Origin of the sequence: Kribbibacterium absianum (assembly GCF_030067705.1) — a bacterium.
GTDB lineage: Bacteria > Actinomycetota > Coriobacteriia > Coriobacteriales > Atopobiaceae > Kribbibacterium > Kribbibacterium absianum.
Genome location: NZ_JASJEX010000004.1, coordinates 14,993 through 32,675 on the forward strand (window position 1 = coordinate 14,993; position 17,683 = coordinate 32,675).

Genomic DNA, 17,683 nt, shown 5'->3' on the forward strand with positions numbered 1-17,683 from the left:
GGACTCCTAGATGAAGAGGATGAACTTGTGCTCGTTCTTCCGGAACACGAGCAGCCCGATGGCGAGCATCACGACGGCCATGAGGACGCACATGACGTTGGCCTCGAGCGAGGGCACCTGCTGGTAGAGGACGCAGGTGCGGAAGTAGTCGACGTACTGGTAGAGCGGGTTCCACTTCATGAGCCCCTGCAGGGTCGCCGGCAGAAGGTCCAGGGTGTAGAAGATCGGGGTCGCGTACATCCAGGCCGTGGTCACGACGCCCCACAGGTGGATGACGTCGCGGAAGAACACCGCCAGCGTCGCCAAGAGCAGCGACAGGCCGATGCAGAAGACCAGGAAGTACACGAGGAACGGCACGAGGAAGATCGCCTGCCAGCCGAGCGGGACCTGGCACACGAGCATGACCAGCGCCACGGCGATGAGTGACAGCGCGAAGTTCACGACGGCGAAGAGAACCTTCTCGACCGGGAACACGAGGCGGTTCACGCGGACCTTCTTGAGCAGGGGCGCCGCGTTGATGATCGACCACATGCCGTCGGAGGTCGCCGAGCTCATCAGGCCGAACGTGATGTTGCCGATGATCAGGTACACCGGGTAGACGTTGGCCGGCATGTCGGCGCCGCGCATGAAATGGGTGAACACCACCGCCATCACGAGCATCATCAGAAGCGGGTTGAGCACCGACCACACGATGCCGAGCACGCTCCGGCGGTACTTGAGCTTGAAGTCCTTGCGCACAAGCTCCTGCAGGACGGCGATGTCTCGCTTGGCGCCGGTGTTCCACGTAGCCTGCTGGTAGGTCAGGCGTTGTTCCTCGGTGGTGGCCACGGAACCTCCGTGCTCGAGGGGTCAGGGACAAAGGGGCGGCGTCGGGCGCCGCGAACCCGATGGACAAAGATACCATGGGCTTTCAGGGCGCCCATGGAGCGCCCATGGAACCGGCGCTGACAGCCCAGCCTCTGCATAAAGAAAAAGCCCCACAGGGGGGCTGAAGAATCTGGCTCCTCGGGTAGGGCTCGAACCTACAACAGCGCGGTTAACAGCCGCGTGCTCTACCATTGAGCTACCGAGGAATTCGCGGTGCGCCTTTGGCACGAGAAAGAAGTATAGCGCCTCTCCCCCACCCCGCAAGTGCCAATCTCACGTTTTTTCGCGCCGCCCGTGGACGCTTCCGTCAAAGCGCTGTGTCCACGCTCCAATCGGCTGGAGCGTGGACATTTGGCTTTGACCGGAGCGTCCGCACTCTTGCGGGCACCCCGAAGAAGAGGGGCACCCTCGTGCCAAAAGAAGGGCCCCGCGGCTCGCCGCAGGGCCCCTTAGGAGCCGATGTCCCTTTTCCAGCTAGGCCGGTACCACCATGCAGGCGACGGTCAGGACGACCATCAGCACGAAGAACAGGATCACGAGCAGCTTGGCCGCGAACTTGAGCCAGGTGCTGTAGTCCACGCGGGCGAGCGCGAGGCCGCCCATGATGGCGCCGCAGGTCGGCGTGAAGAGGTTCACGAAGCCGTTGGCCGCAGAGAAGATCTGGACCATGACGGACGGCGAGAAGCCCAGCTCCACCGCGAGCGGGCCCATGATGGGCATGGACACCGCGGCCATGCCGGAGCTCGACGGGATGAGGAAGGACAGGGCCACGTACAGCAGGTACGAGAGCGGCGCGAAGACGATGGCGCTCACGCCCTTGAGGCCTGCGGCCGCCGTGGTGAGGATCCAGTCGGAGAGGCCCGTATTGGCCATCAGGACGGAGACGCCGCGGGCCAGGGCGATGACGAGCACGACGCCCATCATGTCGCCGGCACCGGCGATGAAGCCGTCGACCAGCTCGCGCTCGGAGAGACCGGCGACGATGCCGATGATGATGCCCATCAGGAGGAACCAGCAGGTGGCCTCCGCGAAGTACCACTGGCCGAGCGGCGTGCCGGTGAGGAAGGCGCTCCAGCCCATGGAGGTCTGGACCTCCTCGGTGATGACGGCGTCGGGCTCGGTGTTGAACACCAGCTCGCCGCCCACGCCGGCGTCGTCCCACGCGGCGATGATGTCCTCGCCGGTGATGGCGTCAGAGGTGGTCTCGGTGGCATAGCCGGCGTTGAACGCGTCGACGTGCAGGTCCTCCCAGGGCACGAAGCCGATGATCATCACGATGAAGGTGGTGATGAAGAGGACGAGCACCGCCTTCTGGCGGCCGGTGATCTGGGTGGTCTCAGAGACGGCCTTGGCGGCCTCGCCGTACTCCTTCTGGGCGGCCTGGCGCTCATGGTTGCCCAGGAGCGTGCGGTTGGGGTCGGCCTTGACCTTCTTGGCGTAGTTCATCACGAAGATGATCGAGATGGCGTCGGCCACGACCATCAGCAGCAAGCCGAGCACGATGACCACGGTCTGGTCGACGGGGATGCCCATGTCCGTGAGGGTGGCGGCCGCGATGCCCGTCGCGAACGGGTTCACCGTGGAGCCGAGCACGCCGCAGCCCGCGCCGAGGAGCACCACGGCGGCGCCCACAAGGACGTCCATGCCGGCGGCCATCATCGTGGCGGCGAGCAGGGCGTAGAAGCCCACGGTCTCCTCGCAGAAACCGTAGGTGGAGCCCATCAGCGAGAACACGACCATGATGATCGGGATCAGCCACTCCTCCTTGCCGCCCATCCCACGGACGAGCGCGGAGATGCCGGCGTTGAGGGCGCCCGAGGCGTCCACCATCGCCAGGAAGCCGCCGAGGACCATGACGAAGATGCATACGTCGATGGCGTCGACAAAGCCCTCGTAGGGGGCCATGACGATGTCGGGCAGCGTGGCCGCAGTGATGTCGGGGAACGCCCCGGACATCGCAAGGGAGATGAGCGCCACGGCGATCAAGATGATGATCAAGATCGTGTAGGACGACAGCATCTCCCTCTTCTTCTTGGTAGCTTCAGCCATTGCCAAAGGCTCCTTTCCTCCTCAGGGCTTCGGGCCCTGACCGACAACCGGACCCCCACTCTGGGCGGGGTCGCAGCGGATACAGGGCTCAGTTTACCCAAAGTCGATTCACACGACATACAGAAAGATGAATGGCTCACCGAGTGCCGTTCGGACGAAAATGGCAACCGCCGGCGGTCTTCGAACGCAAGGGAGAACCACGTGTTTCGATGGGTCCCGCTCTCTCGTTCACGGGGAAGCGCGACCCTGAGACGGCGAACGGCAACCGGGTTTCGGCGAAAGACCCCCTCCAGAGAAAACGGATGGAAAAGAAGCCGAGGGGCCAGAGAAAGAGACAGGCCTCCCGATTCACGAGAAGCCTGTTTCGCTTGGCATTATGCACTCGTGCGCATAGGTTATTCAAAGGTCTCGCGCCCGACGGCGACGATGCGTCACGCGACGAACGCAGGGCCAGGACCGGCAACCGGGGCCCGCGTGCCCGGCGCGGAGCTCTAGAGCTCCGCCAGGGCCTCCCCCAAAAGGGTCAGGCCCATGTCCAGCACGTCGGCCGGGCAGCAGTAGCCCAGCCGCACGCCGCCTGGCAGCTCGAAGCAGGAGCCGGGAATCAGAAGGACGCCGCGCTCGCGCAGGATCTTGAGGCAGAACGTGCGGTCGTCCATCTCGGCGGGCAGGTCGAGCGAGAGGTACGACACCGGCACCCCGTTGGGCGCCACCCAGCTGGCACGGCTCTGCTTGGCCAGCCACGCCTCCACGGTGGCCGCCCGCTCGGCCGCGATCGCACGATTGCGGTCGAGCACCTGGTCGGCATGCTCGAGCACGAGCGTCGCGATCACGTCGTTGGGCACGCCGGCGCTGATCAGCGTGTAGTCGCGCACCGAACGGATCTTGTCGGACAGCCCGTCGGGCGCGACGGTCCAGCCGATGCGGCAGCCGGGCACCGAGTAGCTCTTGGACAGCGAGTTGGTGGCGACGCCCCTCTCGTACACGTCCACGATGGACACGAAGCCCTGGTCCTCCACCACCGGGAGGTACACCTCATCCGAGAGGACGTAGGCGCCCGACCACCGGGCGATCTCTGCTATGCGCTCGAGGTCGTCCGGGGACAGCACGGCGGCGGTGGGATTGGCGGCGTTGTTGAGGCAGATGAGCCTCGTGTCCTTGCGCACGAGCCGCTCCAGCGCGTCCAGGTTCGGCTTCCAATCGTTCTCGCGGCGCAGCTCCCAGAGGGATACGTCGGCGCCCAAGGCCCGGGGGATCTCCCAAAGCGGCTGGTAGGTGGGCCACTCGACGACCACGTGGTCGCCGGCGCCCACCAGGGCGGTCAGTGCGCCGAGGTTTGCGCCGGACGCCCCGTTGAACTGGAGGATCTGGGAGTCGGGCACCTCGCGGCGGTACCGCGAGGCGACCGCGCGCTTGAACCCCGGCGAGCCCTCGATCCACCCGTAGTTCATGGGCTCTGCCTCGAGAAGCGCGCGAGCCTTGGCTCCCCCCTCCCCGTCCAGGGCCATGACCTCCGGATAGGTGAAGGACGACACCGACGACTGCGCGATGTCCCACACCGCGTCGCGCTCGTAGTCGTTGAGCCACACCTCGTTGGGAATCGGCACGACGTTCATAGGGCTCCCTCCCTGGGACGAAGGGGCGCTCGAGCCGACCCATGGGACTCGAGCGCCGATTGTAATGCCAGCGGGCAGGCCGTTGTCGATTAGAAGCTGATGATGCCCATCGCCAGGAGCACGAGGGCGATCACGCCGGCCGCGCAGATCACGGCCATGCAGGCCATCTCGGGGCCCGTGAACGGCTTCTCGTGGTGCTCCTTGCGCCCGGCGATGTAGACGAAGATGCCGGGGATGTAGCCCACACAGGTGAGCATGAGGTAGCTCCAGCCGTTGAGCAGCGTGGCGATCACGAGGAACACGGTGGCGATCAGGCCGGCGATGCCCTCGCCCACCTGGCCGTTCCCGAAGGAGTACACCATGTTGTAGGCGCTCGCGAGCGCCCAGGTGATCACGATGGCCACCGTGCACATCGAGAACGCGAAGTTGTAGGCGTCCTCGGTGAAGATCAGCGTCGCCATGAAGACCTGGGTGCACACGCCGACGATGAGCAGCGAGAACCCGGGCGCGCCCTTCTTGTTGAGCTCGCCCCACTTGGCCGGGATCAGCTTGTGGTCCGCCATGAGCTGTGTCGTCTCCGCCGGCAGGATGGTGAACGAGAGCCACGAGCCCGCCACCGAGATGATCATCGCGATCGAGAGGAAGGCGCCGCCCCAGCCCGGGGCGATCGTGTTGAAGACGTACACGGACGCCGGGTAGTCCATCTGGGCCACCTCGGTGAACGGCAGGACGCCGAACGGCAGGATCGACATGCCGATGTAGATCACGAGCAGCGCGACCAGGCCGATGACCGTGGCCTCGCCGGCCTGCGACTTCTTTTTGGCGCGAGCGGAGACCACCGAGGCGCCCTCAATGCCGATGAAGCACCACATCATGATCATCAGGCAGTTGATGATCTGGTCCGAGACCGAGCCCAGGTCCGCCTCTTCGGCCATCTGGGCGACATTGGTCGCCACGTTGCCCCAGAAGGTCTCGGTGAGGATGCCAGCGTTGAAGCTGATCAGACAGAAGAGCAGGAAGAGCGCGATCGCTGCGACCTTTGCCACCATCACGATGGCGTTGATGAACGAGGCGCTCTCGACGCCGTTCATCACGAGGATGGTGATGCCCCACATCACCAGGGAGGCGATCACGATGCACGCTACGGTGTTCCCCGGCAGGAACGGCGCATAGAAGTAACCGATCGTGGACATCATGATCGTCGCGAACGCGACGTTGCCGAGCCACGCCGACAGCCAGTAGCCCCAGCCGGAGACGAAACCGGCGAACGGCCCGAAGCCGGCGGTGGCATAGCTGAAGATGCCGTCGAGGTCCGGGCGCCGGTCCGCGAGGTTCTTGAGCGAGAGCGCCAGGCAGAGGAACGCCACGCCCACGATCAGCCACGCGATGAGCGCCGGGCCGGGAGCCGAGACGCCTGCGATCTGGCCGGTGAGCGCGAAGGCCCCCGAGCCGATGCACGAGCTCACCACGATGCCGATGAGCCCGAACAGCCCGATGCCGTTGGGGTTCACCTTCTCCGTGGTCTCTTTGCTTGCCATGCTTCCTCCTTTGGCCGATGCATCGAACGCACCCCTGATTTCACAGTGCATACAGATGCGAGAGAAAGAAAAAGGAGGGGAGGTTGGAGCCTCCCCTCCTCGTTGCGACTGTTATTTCAGGGTCGCGTAGATGACGGCCTTGATGGAGTGCATGCGGTTCTCGGCCTCGTCAAAGACACGGGAGCGCTTGGACTCGAAGACCTCGTCGGCGACCTCCATCTCCTTGAGCCCGAACTTCTCGTAGATGTCCTGGCCGATGGTGGTCTGCAGGTCGTGGAACGACGGCAGGCAGTGCATGAAGATGGCGTCGTCGGCGGCGTTGTCCATGACCTTGGTGGTCACCTGGTACGGGGACAGCAGCTTGATGCGCTCCTCCCACACGGAGTCGGGCTCGCCCATGGAGACCCAGATGTCGGTGTAGATGACGTTGGCGCCCTTGGTGCCCTCGTCGACGTCGTCCGTGAGGGTGACGGAGCCACCGGTCTCGGCCGCGATCTGCTTGCAGGTCTCAACGAGGTCCTCGGCGGGCCACAGCTCCTTGGGGCCGCAGGCGGTGAAGTTCATGCCCATCTTGGCACAGGCCACCATGAGGGAGTTGCCCATGTTGTTGCGGGCGTCGCCCATGTAGGTGAGCTTGAGGCCCTTGAGGCCCTGCGGGAAGTTCTCCTTGATCGTCATGAGGTCGGCGATCATCTGAGTGGGGTGGAACTCGTCGGTCAGGCCGTTCCAGACGGGCACGCCGGACTTGTCGGCAAGCTCCTGGACCAGGTCCTGATCAAAGCCGCGGTACTCGATGCCGTCATACATGCGGCCGAGCACGCGGGCGGTGTCCTCGATGGACTCCTTCTTGCCCATCTGGGAGCTGCCGGGGTCGAGGTAGGTGACGCCGCAGCCCAGGTCGTAGCCGGCCACCTCGAAGGAGCAGCGGGTGCGCGTGGAGGTCTTCTCGAACAGGAGGACGATGTTCTTGCCCGTGAGGTACTTGTGGGGCACGCCGTTCATCTTCATGTTCTTGAAGTTGATGGAAAGGTCGATCAGGTACTCGATCTCCTGCGGCGTGAAGTCGAGGAGCTTGAGGAAGCTGCGGCCACGAAGGTTGACGCCCATATGCGGGCTCCTTTCTGTGAGCGCCGGACGCGCCGGCGCGTTCCCAAAAACCAAGGGATTGTCGAACCAACTCGACCATGGCCGGGGAACGCGGTTCCCCGGCCATGGAGGAGGCCTATCGAAGGAGCGTTACCACTCCACGTCCTCGCGCCAGAACGGCATGGACATGCAACGGGGGCCGCCACGGCCGCGGGACAGCTCGGCGGACGGGATCACAAGCAGGTCGAGCCCGGCCTTGTAGAGGATCTCGTTCGTGACGTTGTTGCGCTGGTACACGCAGATCTGACCCGGCTTCACGCAGAGCGTGTTGGAGCCGTCGTTCCACTGCTCGCGCGCAGCCGCGATCGGGTCGCCGCCGCCGCACGGGATCAGGGTCACCTGGTCGAGGCCGAGGATCTTTGCGAGCGTGTTCTCGAGGGTGTCGTTCATCTCCTCGATCTTGACGTCGTTGACCTCCTTGCCCGGCGTCAGCTTGAACACCTGGAGGGTGCCCATGATGGCCGGGTGGATGGTGAACTTGTCACGGTCGATCTGGGTGAACACCGTGTCGAGGTGCATGAAGGCGCGGGAGACCGGGATGTTGAACGCATAGATCTCGGTGATCGGGCACTCCTCCTTGCCCCAGAACATGTGGTTCGCCATGACGTCGATGGCAGCGGCCTCGGTGCGCTGGGAGATGCCCACCGCGATGGCGTGGCTGTTGAGGTTCAGAACGTCGCCGCCCTCGGTGTGGTAGGCGCTGTTGCGGCGATACCACAGCGGCACGTCACAGTAGTCCGGGTGGTACTTGAAGATGTACTTGCCGTACAGCGTCTCGCGGTTGCGGGTGACGGAGTACATGCGGTTCAGGTTCACGCCGTTGCCGACCACCGCGAACGGGTCGCGGGTGAAGTACAGGTTGGGCATCGGGTCGACGAGCAGGTCGCTCTCGGTGTCGCCGTCGGTGCCCACGATGGAGCGCAGCGTCTCGTTGGCCTTCACCGGGAGCTGGACCTCCTGCTTGGTGACGCCGGCCATCGTGTGCTCGACCATCTCAAGGTTGTCCTTGAACGAGTCGATGTACTCGCGGATGATCTGCGGCGCGTGCTTCCCGGTGACGCCGGACTCCTCGACCCACTGGTCGAGGAACTCGTCGCGTGCCTCGGGGTGCGCGTCGAGCGCCTCGGCCACCAGCTTCTCGAGGTAGAGGACCTCGACGCCCTGGTCGCGCAGGGTCTGCGCGAAGGTGTCGTGCTCCTCCTGCGCCACCTGGAGGAACGGGACGTCGTCGAACAGCAGACGCTCCAGCTCATCCGGGGGCAGGTTCAGGAGCTCGTCTCCCGGGCGATGCAGGCAGACCTTCTTGAGTTGCCCGATCTCGCTCGAGACATGTAGCCCTTTGGACATAGTGCCTCCTCCTAGGTCGGCGCGGCGCCGTCCTGGAGCGCCGCGTCCCTGCCGGTCAGACCTTCGGGTTGTCCGCTCGCTTTTTATTAGGGGGCGGACGCCCTCAGACCCGTTTTCCGGAACCCATTATGAGTACCGGCCGTGCATATTGTTACAGGTTCCCCCGAACGGTCTCTTAGAACCCCTGAACGGGGGTCACGTGGAAAAAACCTGTCCAACTGTGGAGGAATGAGGGACATGGCGGTATTGACCTGCGGTTTTCTGGATTCTTGGCGGCACATCGGTCGATATCAATTCCTATTGCATCTGCTGACTTCAACATGAATCGAGCAAAAACGCGGCAACTCGTGCATATTCACTGGCAAAACCGCATATATCGATGTCGTTCCACCTATTGCGTACCCGACCGGCCGTGTCCTTTGTCAATGCATGCTGAACCATCACAGAACCGCTCGTCGGCCCACAGGCGCCACTCGCGAGCGGCGCCGCCCCGGCGACCTCGAACCATGGCAGCAAGTCACGCCCGGTGCACGAGCCGGTAACGGAAGCTGAAAGGCGTCGCCAGCCTTCGTGACGTTGCGTTTTAATGGGGAACGACGGCGGGAGGCGGCGGCGCCCGACCCGCTCGGGAAGAACACCGCTAGTCGCCCTCACAGACACCCAACGGCGGGGAACGCCCCGCGGACAAGGACCCACCATGGCCAAGAACCCCAAAAAGGGAAGCGGAAAGGAATCCAGGAAGGCGCGCAAGAAGCAGAAGCGCGCCCAAGACAAGGCCCAGGACAAGAAGCTGCGGCGCGACACGCCCAAACCCCTGCGCGAGAAGAAGGGCTCGGCCTCGGCCGCCTATGCCAAGCAGGCCAACAAGAAGGGCCACGAGCGCTCGAAGCAGGCCAGACCCAAGAACGAGGCGCCCGAGAAGCACGAGCGGGACTATTCCTACACCCAGAACCGCGAGCTCTCCTGGCTCCGTTTCGACGACCGTGTCCTCACGGAGGCCCTGACGCCCGAGGTGCCGCTCTTCGAGCGCCTCAAGTTCTGCGCGATCTTCCAGAGCAACCTGGACGAGTGGTTCATGATCCGCGTGGGTGGCCTCTCCACGCTCACCACGCTCAAGCGACCCCCTTTGGACAACAAGAGCGGGATGACGCCGCAGCAGCAGCTGGACGCGATCTTCGGCGAGCTGCCCGACATGCTCGGGCGCCAGGAGGGGGCGTTCGCGGCGATCGAGCGGCAGCTGGTCCGTTTCGGCCTCGAGCGCGTGGGGCGCGAGGACTTCGACGACAAGGACAACGTGGCGGTCGCCCGGTACTTCGAGCGCAACCTGGCGCCGATCCTCTCCCCGCTCGTCGTCGACCCGCGGCACCCGTTCCCCAACCTCCGCAACGGCCAGCTCTACGTGATGTGCGCGCTGGACGCCGGCGCCGAGGGCGAGCTGCTCGGCATGGTGGAGGTCCCGGCGTCCGCACCGCGCGTGGTGGAGCTGCCGAGCCGCCAGGAGCGGTTCCGCTACGCGCTCGTGGAGGACGTCATCGCGCAGGGGCTCGTGCTGTCCGACTCCTTCAACGCGTACCGCCCGGTCTCGGCGGCCGTCGTGCGCGTCACCCGCAACGCCGACGTGGACCCCGACGGCGAGGGCGTGGAGGAAGAAGAGGACTACCGCGAGCACATGAAGAAGATCCTCAAGCGCCGCATGCGCCTGGAGCCGGTGCGCGTGGAGCTGGAAGGGTCGCTCGGCCCGCGCCTGGAGGAGCTGGTCCGCGAGGAGCTCGGCCTCTCCCCCGACCGCGTGAGCCGCATGGCGATGCCCCTTGACCTCTCGTACGTCTACAGCCTCGAGTCCAAGCTGCCGGACCGCAACCGCCAGGCGTTGCTCTTCGAGCCCTTCGAGCCGCAGCAGTCGCCGATGGTGGACCCGAAGCGCCCGGTGCGCGAGCAGGTGGAGGACCACGACGTCCTCCTCTACTACCCCTATGAGTCCATGAAGCCGCTGTTGGACCTCGTGGCCCAGGCGGCGAGCGACGACAGCTGCATCTCGATCCGCATCACGCTCTACCGCGTGGCCACCCGCTCGCGCCTGTGCGAGTCGCTCATCGCGGCGGCCGAGAACGGCAAGGACGTCACGGTGCTGATGGAGCTCCGCGCCCGCTTCGACGAGAAGAACAACATCGAATGGGCCGAGCGCCTGGACCAGGCCGGGTGCACGGTGATCTACGGCTCCGAGGGGTTCAAGTGCCACTCGAAGATCTGCCAGGTCACCTATCACGACAACGACGGGCTCACGCGCATCACGTGCCTCGGCACCGGCAACTTCAACGAGAAGACCGCGCGGCTCTACAGCGACTTCATGCTGATGACCGCCGACAAGGGCATCGGCGAGGACGGCAACAACTTCTTCCGCAACCTCACCCTCGGCAACCTTCGCGGCTCCTACAAGTACCTGGGCGTCGCGCCCACCGGGCTCAAGCCGCTCATCATGCGCGGCATCGAGCGCGAGATCGCCCGGGCCCGGGCCGGGAAGCCGGCCCAGGTGTTCATGAAGATGAACTCCCTCACCGACCGCGACGTGATCGACAAGATCGCGGAGGCGACGCAGGCCGGGGTCAAGATGGTCCTCATCGTCCGCGGCATCTGCTGCATCAAGCCGGGGATCGCGGGCAGAACCGACGGCCTCGAGGTGCGGCAGATCGTCGGGCGCCTCCTGGAGCACAGCCGCGTGTACGCGTTCGGCCCGAGCGCCGACACCGTGTACCTCTCGAGCGCGGACATGATGACCCGCAACACCGAGCGCCGCGTGGAGATCGCGTTCCCGGTGCTCGACCCCACGTGCCGTGCCATGGTGGTGGAGTACATGGACCTCCAGATGAGCGACAACGTGAAGGCGCGCCGCCTCACGAGCATCGGCACCTGGGAGCGCGTCGAGGCGGCGCCGGACGCGCCGCTGCTGGACAGCCAGGACGTCCTGATCGCGCTGGCCTACCATCACGCGCGGATCCGCTCCCAGGGGCGCCAGGCCCCGCTGGCGCCCGAGCTGGCGTCGCTGCCGCCCGACGTGATCCGGCGCCTGATCTCCCTGTACTCGTCGTACCCGCTGGCGAGCGAGCCGTCGACGCGTCCCACCGGGCCGGCGCCAACGGTGTCCGAAGAGCCCATGGTCGAGGACGAGATGCTCGCGCAGGCCGTGACGGACCACGACGAGCCGCTCGCCGACGCGGACGCCGCCGTGAAGGCCAACACCGCGCCGCTCTCCGGCGCGCCCAAGGACAACGGCGGCGTCGCCGTCGCTGGGTCCGAGGGCGCGGTGGCCACCGACGCACCGCGACCGGAGGAGCCGCTCGCGCCGACGGATCCGAGCCCTGCGCCCGCTGACGCCGGGGCGTTCGTGCGCCCCGACCTCGTGGGCGAGGCCACCGAGAAGGCCGGCGGCGCCCTCGCGACGCGCAAGCCGAGCCGGTTCGCCGCCGCGTTCTCGTTGATCGGATTGGGTATCCGAACGCTGTTCCAAGGGCCGGAGGCCGCCGAGAGGGCGCGCCAGCGCGTGGAGCAGAAGAACGCCGAGCAGCACCGCCGCGAGGCCGAGCGCGCGGCTCGGAGGAGCCGGACGGACACGAACACGAGGGGCACCGATGAGACTCACCGTTGAGCGCATGAGCTACGGGCCCGGCGCCGTCGCGCATGCCGAGGACGGCCGCGTGGCGTTCGTCTCGGGGGCCTGCCCGGGCGACGTGGTCGAGGCCGCCGTGGACAAGGACGGCAAGCGCTGCCTCGAGGCGCACGTGGTAGAGGTGCTCGAGGCGGGGCCCGACCGCGTGCGACCTCGGTGCCCGTATGCCGGCATCTGCGGCGGGTGCCCGTGGGCCCAGCTGGACTATGCCGCCCAGCTCGCAGCGAAGCGCGCGAACGTGGTGGACGCGCTCGTGCGGATCGGCAAACTGGGCGTCGAGCGGACAGAGAGGCTCGTGCGCCCGTGCCGGGACCCGGGCGACCCATGGGGCTACCGGAACAAGATCGAGCTGGCGGCCGCGGAGCAGCGGGGCAAGACGGTCATCGGGCTGCACGCCGCGCGCGGCGAGGGCGTGGTCAAGGTGGACGAGTGCCTGCTCTTCGACCCGTCCCACAAGAAGCTCCTCAAGCACGCCGCGGGGGCGCTTGGCTATCTGGCGAACTCGCACGGCCTTGCGCTCGACCGCGTGGGGCTGCGCGGCTCTCGGCGGACCCGTGAGGCGGAGATCGCCGTGTGGACCTCGACGGGGCCGTTCCCCCGCGCCCAGGCCGTCCGCATGCTCGAGCAGGGCAAGAAGGTGACGAGCATCGTGCGGCCGATGCTCAAGGGCGACAAGGACTCGATGAGGGCGCGCAAAGTGACCCGCGTCGAGCGGCTCGACGGCATCGGTGCCTGGGACGAGCGCGTACTGGAGGAGGAGATGCGGGTCTCGGCCCCGAGCTTCTTCCAGGTCAACACCAAGGGGGCCGACGCGCTCGTGTCGCTCGTGCTGGAGGCGCTCGAGCCCGGCCCCGAGGACGTCGCCATGGACCTCTACTCCGGCGCCGGGACGTTCACGCTGCCCCTCGGGCGCCGGTGCGCCTGGGTCGACGCGGTGGAGAGCTACGGGCCGGCCGTGCGCGACCTCCGAAAGAACCTCGAGCGGGCGAACCTCACGAACGTCGACGCCGTGGGCGGCGACGCCGGGCGCGAGTTCCCCGACGACGCTGACCCCGACATCGTGGTGGTGGACCCGCCTCGCGCCGGGCTTGCCGAGCACGTGGTGGACCTCCTCTCGGAGACGCCGGCACGGGCCATCGCGTACGTGAGCTGCGATCCCGCGACGCTCGCGCGGGACATCGCGCGGTTCGAGGAGCGTGGCGCGTTCCAGGCCGACTGGGTGCAGCCGGTGGACCTGTTCCCCCAGACGTACCACGTTGAGAGCGTGACCCTGCTCCGGCGCCGCTAGGGCGCGCCGCGCAGGACGGGCACCCTCGGCACGGTGCCCGATCCCGCTGATGAGAGGAGATTTGCCATGGACAAGACCTGCGCCATCATGCTCGCGGACGGCTTCGAGACCATCGAGGCCCTCGCCCCGTGCGACGTGCTGCGCCGCGCGGGCGTGAAGACCACGCTCGCGGGCTGCTGCGGCAGCCGCACGGTCACGAGCGCCCAAGGGGTCGTCGTGACCTGCGACGCCACGGTGGAGGAGCTCGACCTCGCCGAGTACGACCTCATGGTCACGCCCGGGGGCGCCGAGGGCGTCAAGCGCCTGGGCGAGAACGACGCCGTGATGACGGCCCTCGCCGCGCGCATGGACCGGGGCGCGCTCGTCGGCTCCATCTGCGCGGCGCCGTCGCTGCTCGCCACGCTCAAGAAGCTGGACCGGCGCGTGGCCACCTGCTACCCGGGCTGGGAGACCGATTTCCCGGCCGGCGTGCGCCCGGCAGACAACGGCGTGTATGTGGACGGGAACCTGATCACCGGGTCCGGCCCGGCCTTCGCCGTGCCCTTCGGCCTTGCGCTCGCGGTCGCGCTCGTGGGGAAGGACGAGGCCGAGAGGGTCGCCGCCGGCATGCTGGTGCCGGACACCGCCTGGGGCTGCATCCATTGACGCACCGCGTTTGAGCGGGACCTCGGGCGCCAGGAGGGCCGATGCGACCCTCCTGGCGCCCTTTCCTTTTGCGGTAGAGTTTTCAGGCACGAACAAGCCATCGATGAAAGGAGCGCCCGTGATCCTGGCCTCCCAGTCGCCGCGCCGCATCGACCTGATGAAGCAGGGCGGCTACGTCTGCCGCACTATCCCGGCGAACATTGACGAGTCGGCCGAGCCGGACGAGGAGCCCGAGGCCCTGGTGGAGCGGCTCGCCACGAGCAAGGCGCTGGCCGTGATGGACCGAGCCGACCCCAACGAGGTGGTCGTGGGCGCCGACACCGTCGTGTGGCTCGACGGCGCCGTGCTCGGCAAGCCGAAGGACCACGAGGACGCCGAGGCGATGCTTGGCCGGCTCTCGGGCACACGGCACCACGTCTCGACGGGCGTGTGCCTGGCCGTCAAGGACGGCCACGGGCGCGTCTCGACCCATTCCTTTGTGGACACGGCCGACGTGGAGTTCTATCCCCTCGAGCCCCAAGAGGTCTGGTCCTACGCCCAGAGCGAGGAGCCCATGGACAAGGCCGGCGCCTATGCGATCCAAGGCCAAGGGCGGCTCTTTGTGAAGGGCATCCGTGGCAACTACGACACGGTGGTCGGGCTGCCGATCGCACGCGTGGCCCGCGAGCTGCGCACCTTCATCAACGGCCTCTGACAACGCGCCGGCACGTGGCGAGGGTCCCTTGCCGCGCACCGACCGAGAAAGGAGCCCGACATGGGCCTCACCCTGAACGACATCCCCGGTTTCTTCGTCGGCCACTGGACCGACCCGTCCGCAGCGACCGGCTGCACGGCCATCGTGTGCCCGGACGGCGCCGTCGGCGGCGTGGACGTGGCGGGCGGCGCCCCGGCGACCCGCGAGACGGACCTGCTCAGACCCGAGGAGATGGTGCAGCAGCTGCACGCGGTGGTCCTCTCGGGGGGGTCGGCGTTCGGGCTCGCTGCGGCCGCGGGCGCCGCCAACGAGCTGGAGGCGCGCGGCATCGGCTTCGACATGCAGGTGTGCCGCGTGCCAATCGTGTCGAGCGCGTGCGTCTTCGACCTCGGTTTCGGCGATGCGGCCGTGCGCCCGGGCGAGGCCCAGGGGGCCGAGGCGGTGCGCGCCGCGCTCGACGGGACCGCGGACGTGACCGCGATGGGCAACGTGGGCGCAGGGACGGGCTGCACCGTCGGCAAGTTCGCCGGCCCCACCCAGTGCATGAAGGGCGGCCTCGGTTGGGCCGTGGAGCAAGAGGGGCCGCTTGTGGTGGGCGCGATCGCGGCGGTCAACGCGGTCGGCTCGGTGCGCGACCCCGAGACCGAGGAGTGGGTCGCCGGCGCACGGGTCGCCGGCGCCTCGCTCGACGTGATCCCCGACCCGCTCGGCGCCATCTCGGCGATGTTCTCACAGGGGGCGTCCCAAGTCACAGCCGGTGACGCACCGCTCCCCCGCAGCAACACGACTATCTCCTGCGTGGTCACCAACGCGCTGCTCTCGAAGGCCCAGTGCACGAAGGTGGCCCAGATGTGCGGCGACGCCTATGCGCGGTGCATCGTGCCGTCCCACACCACCAACGACGGCGACACGGTCTTCGTGATGGCGAACGGCCCCGTGCCGGCGCCGGAGGACGTGGTGGGCATCGTTGCCCAGCGGGCGCTGGCGCGCGCCATCGTGGACGGCTGCCGCAGCGCGGAGACGCTCCTCGGGGTCCCGGGCGCCGCCTCGCGGTAGACGTGCATTTGGGGACAGTCCCCAAATGCACAGGGGACAGTCCCCAAATGCACATTCCTGCTAGGGTTGATCTGGTCCGTCACGAGCAAGGGAGCCCCGCGTGTACAAACTCATCGCCAGCGACATGGACGAGACGTTCATCGGCCACGACAAGACCGTGCATCCGGGCAACCTCGAGGCGGCGCGCCGGCTTCAGGAGCAGGGCGGCCACTTCGTCGTTGCCACCGGGCGCCCGTTCTATAGCGTGCAGGGGACCTTAGCGCAGGTTGGCACGGCAGGGGATCCGAGCGAGGTCACCATCGCGCTCAACGGCGGCACGGTGTACCGCAACGACGGAACCCTCATCGTCGGCCACCCGCTGTCGGGCGACGCGGCGCGGGCTCTTCTCGAGCAGGCTCAGCAGCGCGAGCTGTGTGCGCACGTGTACCTTGGCGACCGCACCCTGGTCACGAACGTGACCGAGGCTGAGCGGGCCTTTGTGGACGGACGCATGGAGATCGTCGAGACGGGTTGGGAGGAGGCCTTCTCGGCCATTGACGTCGAGCCCGTGTACAAGGTGCTGTTCCACGATCTGGACGTGCCGTTCCTCCGCGCGGTCGAGGCGGAGCTGCGGCGCGACCTGCCGGAGCTGCTCGCGACGCTTGAGACGTCCTACTCGAGCGAGCGATACCTGGAGTTCAACCCGCTGGGCGTCGGCAAGGGGTCGGGGCTGCTCGAGGCCGCGAACGCGCTCGGTGTGGGGGTCGAGGAGACCGTGGCCGTGGGCGACTCGCTCAACGACCTCTCGATGCTCGAGGACGCGGGCCTGTCCCTCGTGGTGAGCAACGTGTCCGAGGGCCTCGAGGCGGTCCTTCCCGAGAAGGTCCAGCGGCTCGAGTCCTCGTGCGATGACGCGGCCATCGCCGAGGTCGTCGACCGCTTCTTCACAACGTGCCTGTAGGGACAGTCCCCAAATGCACGTCTCTCGCATGTGCATTTGGGGACAGTCCCGTTTTGCACGTTGTCACGCGCGGCCGATGATGCCGCGCCCAACCCCGGTGTGGCGTTCGATTTGCTTAGCCGTGAGACCGACCGCTTTAAGGTGCCGGAGCGCGGCGTCCCGCTCTTTTCGGCCGAGCTTCCCGATCTGCTCGAGCGGCCGGTCGCCAAGGAGCTCTCGAACGACAGCCGTGGCGTCCACGTCGGTCACGTGGGCTCGGAGGCCCTTCCGTAGCGCGGCGGTCTCTACGGCGCTTGGCATGATTTCGTGGAAGGCCCGGAATCCGTCCGGCCCTCCCAGCATCTCGAGCACGAGGTCGGGGCACACGAGTCCGGGCTGTCCCAGGTACTCTCGGTAGCTCGACCATGGCCAGTCGCAGTCCGGCGACAGCCCGGCCCGCACGGGGTTCTGGTGCACGTAGCGCACCGTGTTGAGAAGCTGCTCGTCGCTCTCAACGGGCACGACGTGCGGGCGATTCTGGTAGACGTGCCCCACATGCCCATGGAGCTCGTTGAACCGGGTCGCGTACGGGCCGGTTATGCGCGCCAAGAACCGATTGAGCGTATCGTGCGGATCCTCGACGACGAAGTGGAGGTGGTTGTCCATCAACACCCAGGCGAAGAGCCTCACGTCCCGCTCGTCGGCCAGCACCAGGCGCACACGGTTGAGGAACGCGAGCTTGTCCTCGTCGCCCTCGAAGATCGCGAGGCGCCCCACCCCGCGGCTCGTGACGTGATAGATTCCGGAACTCGAGCGACGCCGGCCGGTGCGTGGCATGGGTGCCTCCTTTGAGT

At 67.0% G+C, this 17,683-nt stretch carries 13 protein-coding genes and 1 tRNA gene; 6 read left to right on the top strand and 8 right to left on the bottom strand.

What is annotated here, in order from left to right:
• Positions 1 to 6 precede the first annotated feature (6 nt).
• The 7 genes from QJ043_RS07995 to arcA form a co-directional block, all read right to left on the bottom strand.
• Positions 7 to 828 (bottom strand): ABC transporter permease, encoded by an 822-nt coding sequence (locus tag QJ043_RS07995; protein WP_283713163.1) that lies wholly within the window; start codon positions 826 to 828, stop codon positions 7 to 9.
• Between the two features lie 170 nt (positions 829 to 998).
• Positions 999 to 1,073, bottom strand: a tRNA-Asn gene (locus QJ043_RS08000).
• A gap of 268 nt (positions 1,074 to 1,341) precedes the next feature.
• Positions 1,342 to 2,916 carry a YfcC family protein gene (locus QJ043_RS08005; RefSeq protein WP_283713164.1) on the bottom strand — a complete coding sequence of 525 codons (1,575 nt, stop codon included), beginning with the start codon at positions 2,914 to 2,916 and terminating at the stop codon, positions 1,342 to 1,344.
• Between the two features lie 491 nt (positions 2,917 to 3,407).
• Entirely contained in the window at positions 3,408 to 4,532 is a 1,125-nt protein-coding gene (locus tag QJ043_RS08010) for an aminotransferase class I/II-fold pyridoxal phosphate-dependent enzyme (RefSeq protein WP_283713166.1), read from the bottom strand.
• Positions 4,533 to 4,621: 89 nt separating this feature from the next.
• The gene (locus tag QJ043_RS08015) at positions 4,622 to 6,070 is read right to left on the bottom strand and encodes a basic amino acid/polyamine antiporter (RefSeq protein ID WP_283713168.1); all 1,449 of its coding nucleotides are present in this window, start codon (positions 6,068 to 6,070) and stop codon (positions 4,622 to 4,624) included.
• 111 nt (positions 6,071 to 6,181) lie between these two features.
• Complete coding sequence (gene argF, locus QJ043_RS08020; protein ID WP_283713169.1) at positions 6,182 to 7,177, bottom strand: ornithine carbamoyltransferase; 996 nt, start codon at positions 7,175 to 7,177, stop codon at positions 6,182 to 6,184.
• Positions 7,178 to 7,306: 129 nt separating this feature from the next.
• Positions 7,307 to 8,563: an arginine deiminase gene (gene arcA / locus QJ043_RS08025; RefSeq protein ID WP_283713170.1), complete on the bottom strand. Its 1,257-nt coding sequence runs from the start codon at positions 8,561 to 8,563 to the stop codon at positions 7,307 to 7,309.
• Between the two features lie 697 nt (positions 8,564 to 9,260).
• Here arcA and ppk1 point away from each other — a divergent pair.
• The 6 genes from ppk1 to QJ043_RS08055 all read left to right on the top strand — a co-directional run bounded on the left by ppk1 (position 9,261) and on the right by QJ043_RS08055 (position 16,850).
• Complete coding sequence (gene ppk1, locus QJ043_RS08030; protein WP_283713172.1) at positions 9,261 to 12,206, top strand: polyphosphate kinase 1; 2,946 nt, start codon at positions 9,261 to 9,263, stop codon at positions 12,204 to 12,206.
• Positions 12,190 to 13,515 carry a 23S rRNA (uracil(1939)-C(5))-methyltransferase RlmD gene (gene rlmD / locus QJ043_RS08035; protein ID WP_283713173.1) on the top strand — a complete coding sequence of 442 codons (1,326 nt, stop codon included), beginning with the start codon at positions 12,190 to 12,192 and terminating at the stop codon, positions 13,513 to 13,515. Before ppk1 ends, rlmD begins: the two co-directional genes overlap by 17 nt.
• Positions 13,516 to 13,581: 66 nt before the next feature.
• On the top strand, positions 13,582 to 14,160 hold the full coding sequence (locus QJ043_RS08040) for a DJ-1 family glyoxalase III (RefSeq protein WP_283713174.1): 579 nt from the start codon (positions 13,582 to 13,584) through the stop codon (positions 14,158 to 14,160).
• A gap of 118 nt (positions 14,161 to 14,278) precedes the next feature.
• Positions 14,279 to 14,854, top strand: a complete 576-nt coding sequence (locus QJ043_RS08045; protein WP_283713175.1) for a Maf family protein — start codon at positions 14,279 to 14,281, stop codon at positions 14,852 to 14,854.
• 60 nt (positions 14,855 to 14,914) lie between these two features.
• A complete protein-coding gene (locus tag QJ043_RS08050) occupies positions 14,915 to 15,910 on the top strand; it encodes a P1 family peptidase (protein ID WP_283713176.1) in 996 nt (331 codons plus the stop codon).
• A gap of 100 nt (positions 15,911 to 16,010) precedes the next feature.
• Positions 16,011 to 16,850, top strand: a complete 840-nt coding sequence (locus QJ043_RS08055) for an HAD family hydrolase (protein ID WP_283713177.1) — start codon at positions 16,011 to 16,013, stop codon at positions 16,848 to 16,850.
• Positions 16,851 to 16,913: 63 nt separating this feature from the next.
• On the opposite strand, the gene QJ043_RS08060 is transcribed toward QJ043_RS08055, so the two are convergent.
• The gene (locus QJ043_RS08060; RefSeq protein WP_283713178.1) at positions 16,914 to 17,666 is read right to left on the bottom strand and encodes a transposase; all 753 of its coding nucleotides are present in this window, start codon (positions 17,664 to 17,666) and stop codon (positions 16,914 to 16,916) included.
• Between the last annotated feature and the right edge of the window lie 17 nt (positions 17,667 to 17,683).

Coding starts and splice junctions, on each gene's coding strand:
- rlmD (WP_283713173.1), top strand. CDS start 12,190: ATGAGACTCACCGTTGAGCGCATGAGCTACGGGCCCGGCGCCGTCGCG.
- QJ043_RS08060 (WP_283713178.1), bottom strand. CDS start 17,666: ATGCCACGCACCGGCCGGCGTCGCTCGAGTTCCGGAATCTATCACGTC.
- argF (WP_283713169.1), bottom strand. CDS start 7,177: ATGGGCGTCAACCTTCGTGGCCGCAGCTTCCTCAAGCTCCTCGACTTC.
- QJ043_RS08015 (WP_283713168.1), bottom strand. CDS start 6,070: ATGGCAAGCAAAGAGACCACGGAGAAGGTGAACCCCAACGGCATCGGG.
- arcA (WP_283713170.1), bottom strand. CDS start 8,563: ATGTCCAAAGGGCTACATGTCTCGAGCGAGATCGGGCAACTCAAGAAG.
- QJ043_RS08040 (WP_283713174.1), top strand. CDS start 13,582: ATGGACAAGACCTGCGCCATCATGCTCGCGGACGGCTTCGAGACCATC.
- QJ043_RS08010 (WP_283713166.1), bottom strand. CDS start 4,532: ATGAACGTCGTGCCGATTCCCAACGAGGTGTGGCTCAACGACTACGAG.
- QJ043_RS08005 (WP_283713164.1), bottom strand. CDS start 2,916: ATGGCTGAAGCTACCAAGAAGAAGAGGGAGATGCTGTCGTCCTACACG.
- ppk1 (WP_283713172.1), top strand. CDS start 9,261: ATGGCCAAGAACCCCAAAAAGGGAAGCGGAAAGGAATCCAGGAAGGCG.
- QJ043_RS08050 (WP_283713176.1), top strand. CDS start 14,915: ATGGGCCTCACCCTGAACGACATCCCCGGTTTCTTCGTCGGCCACTGG.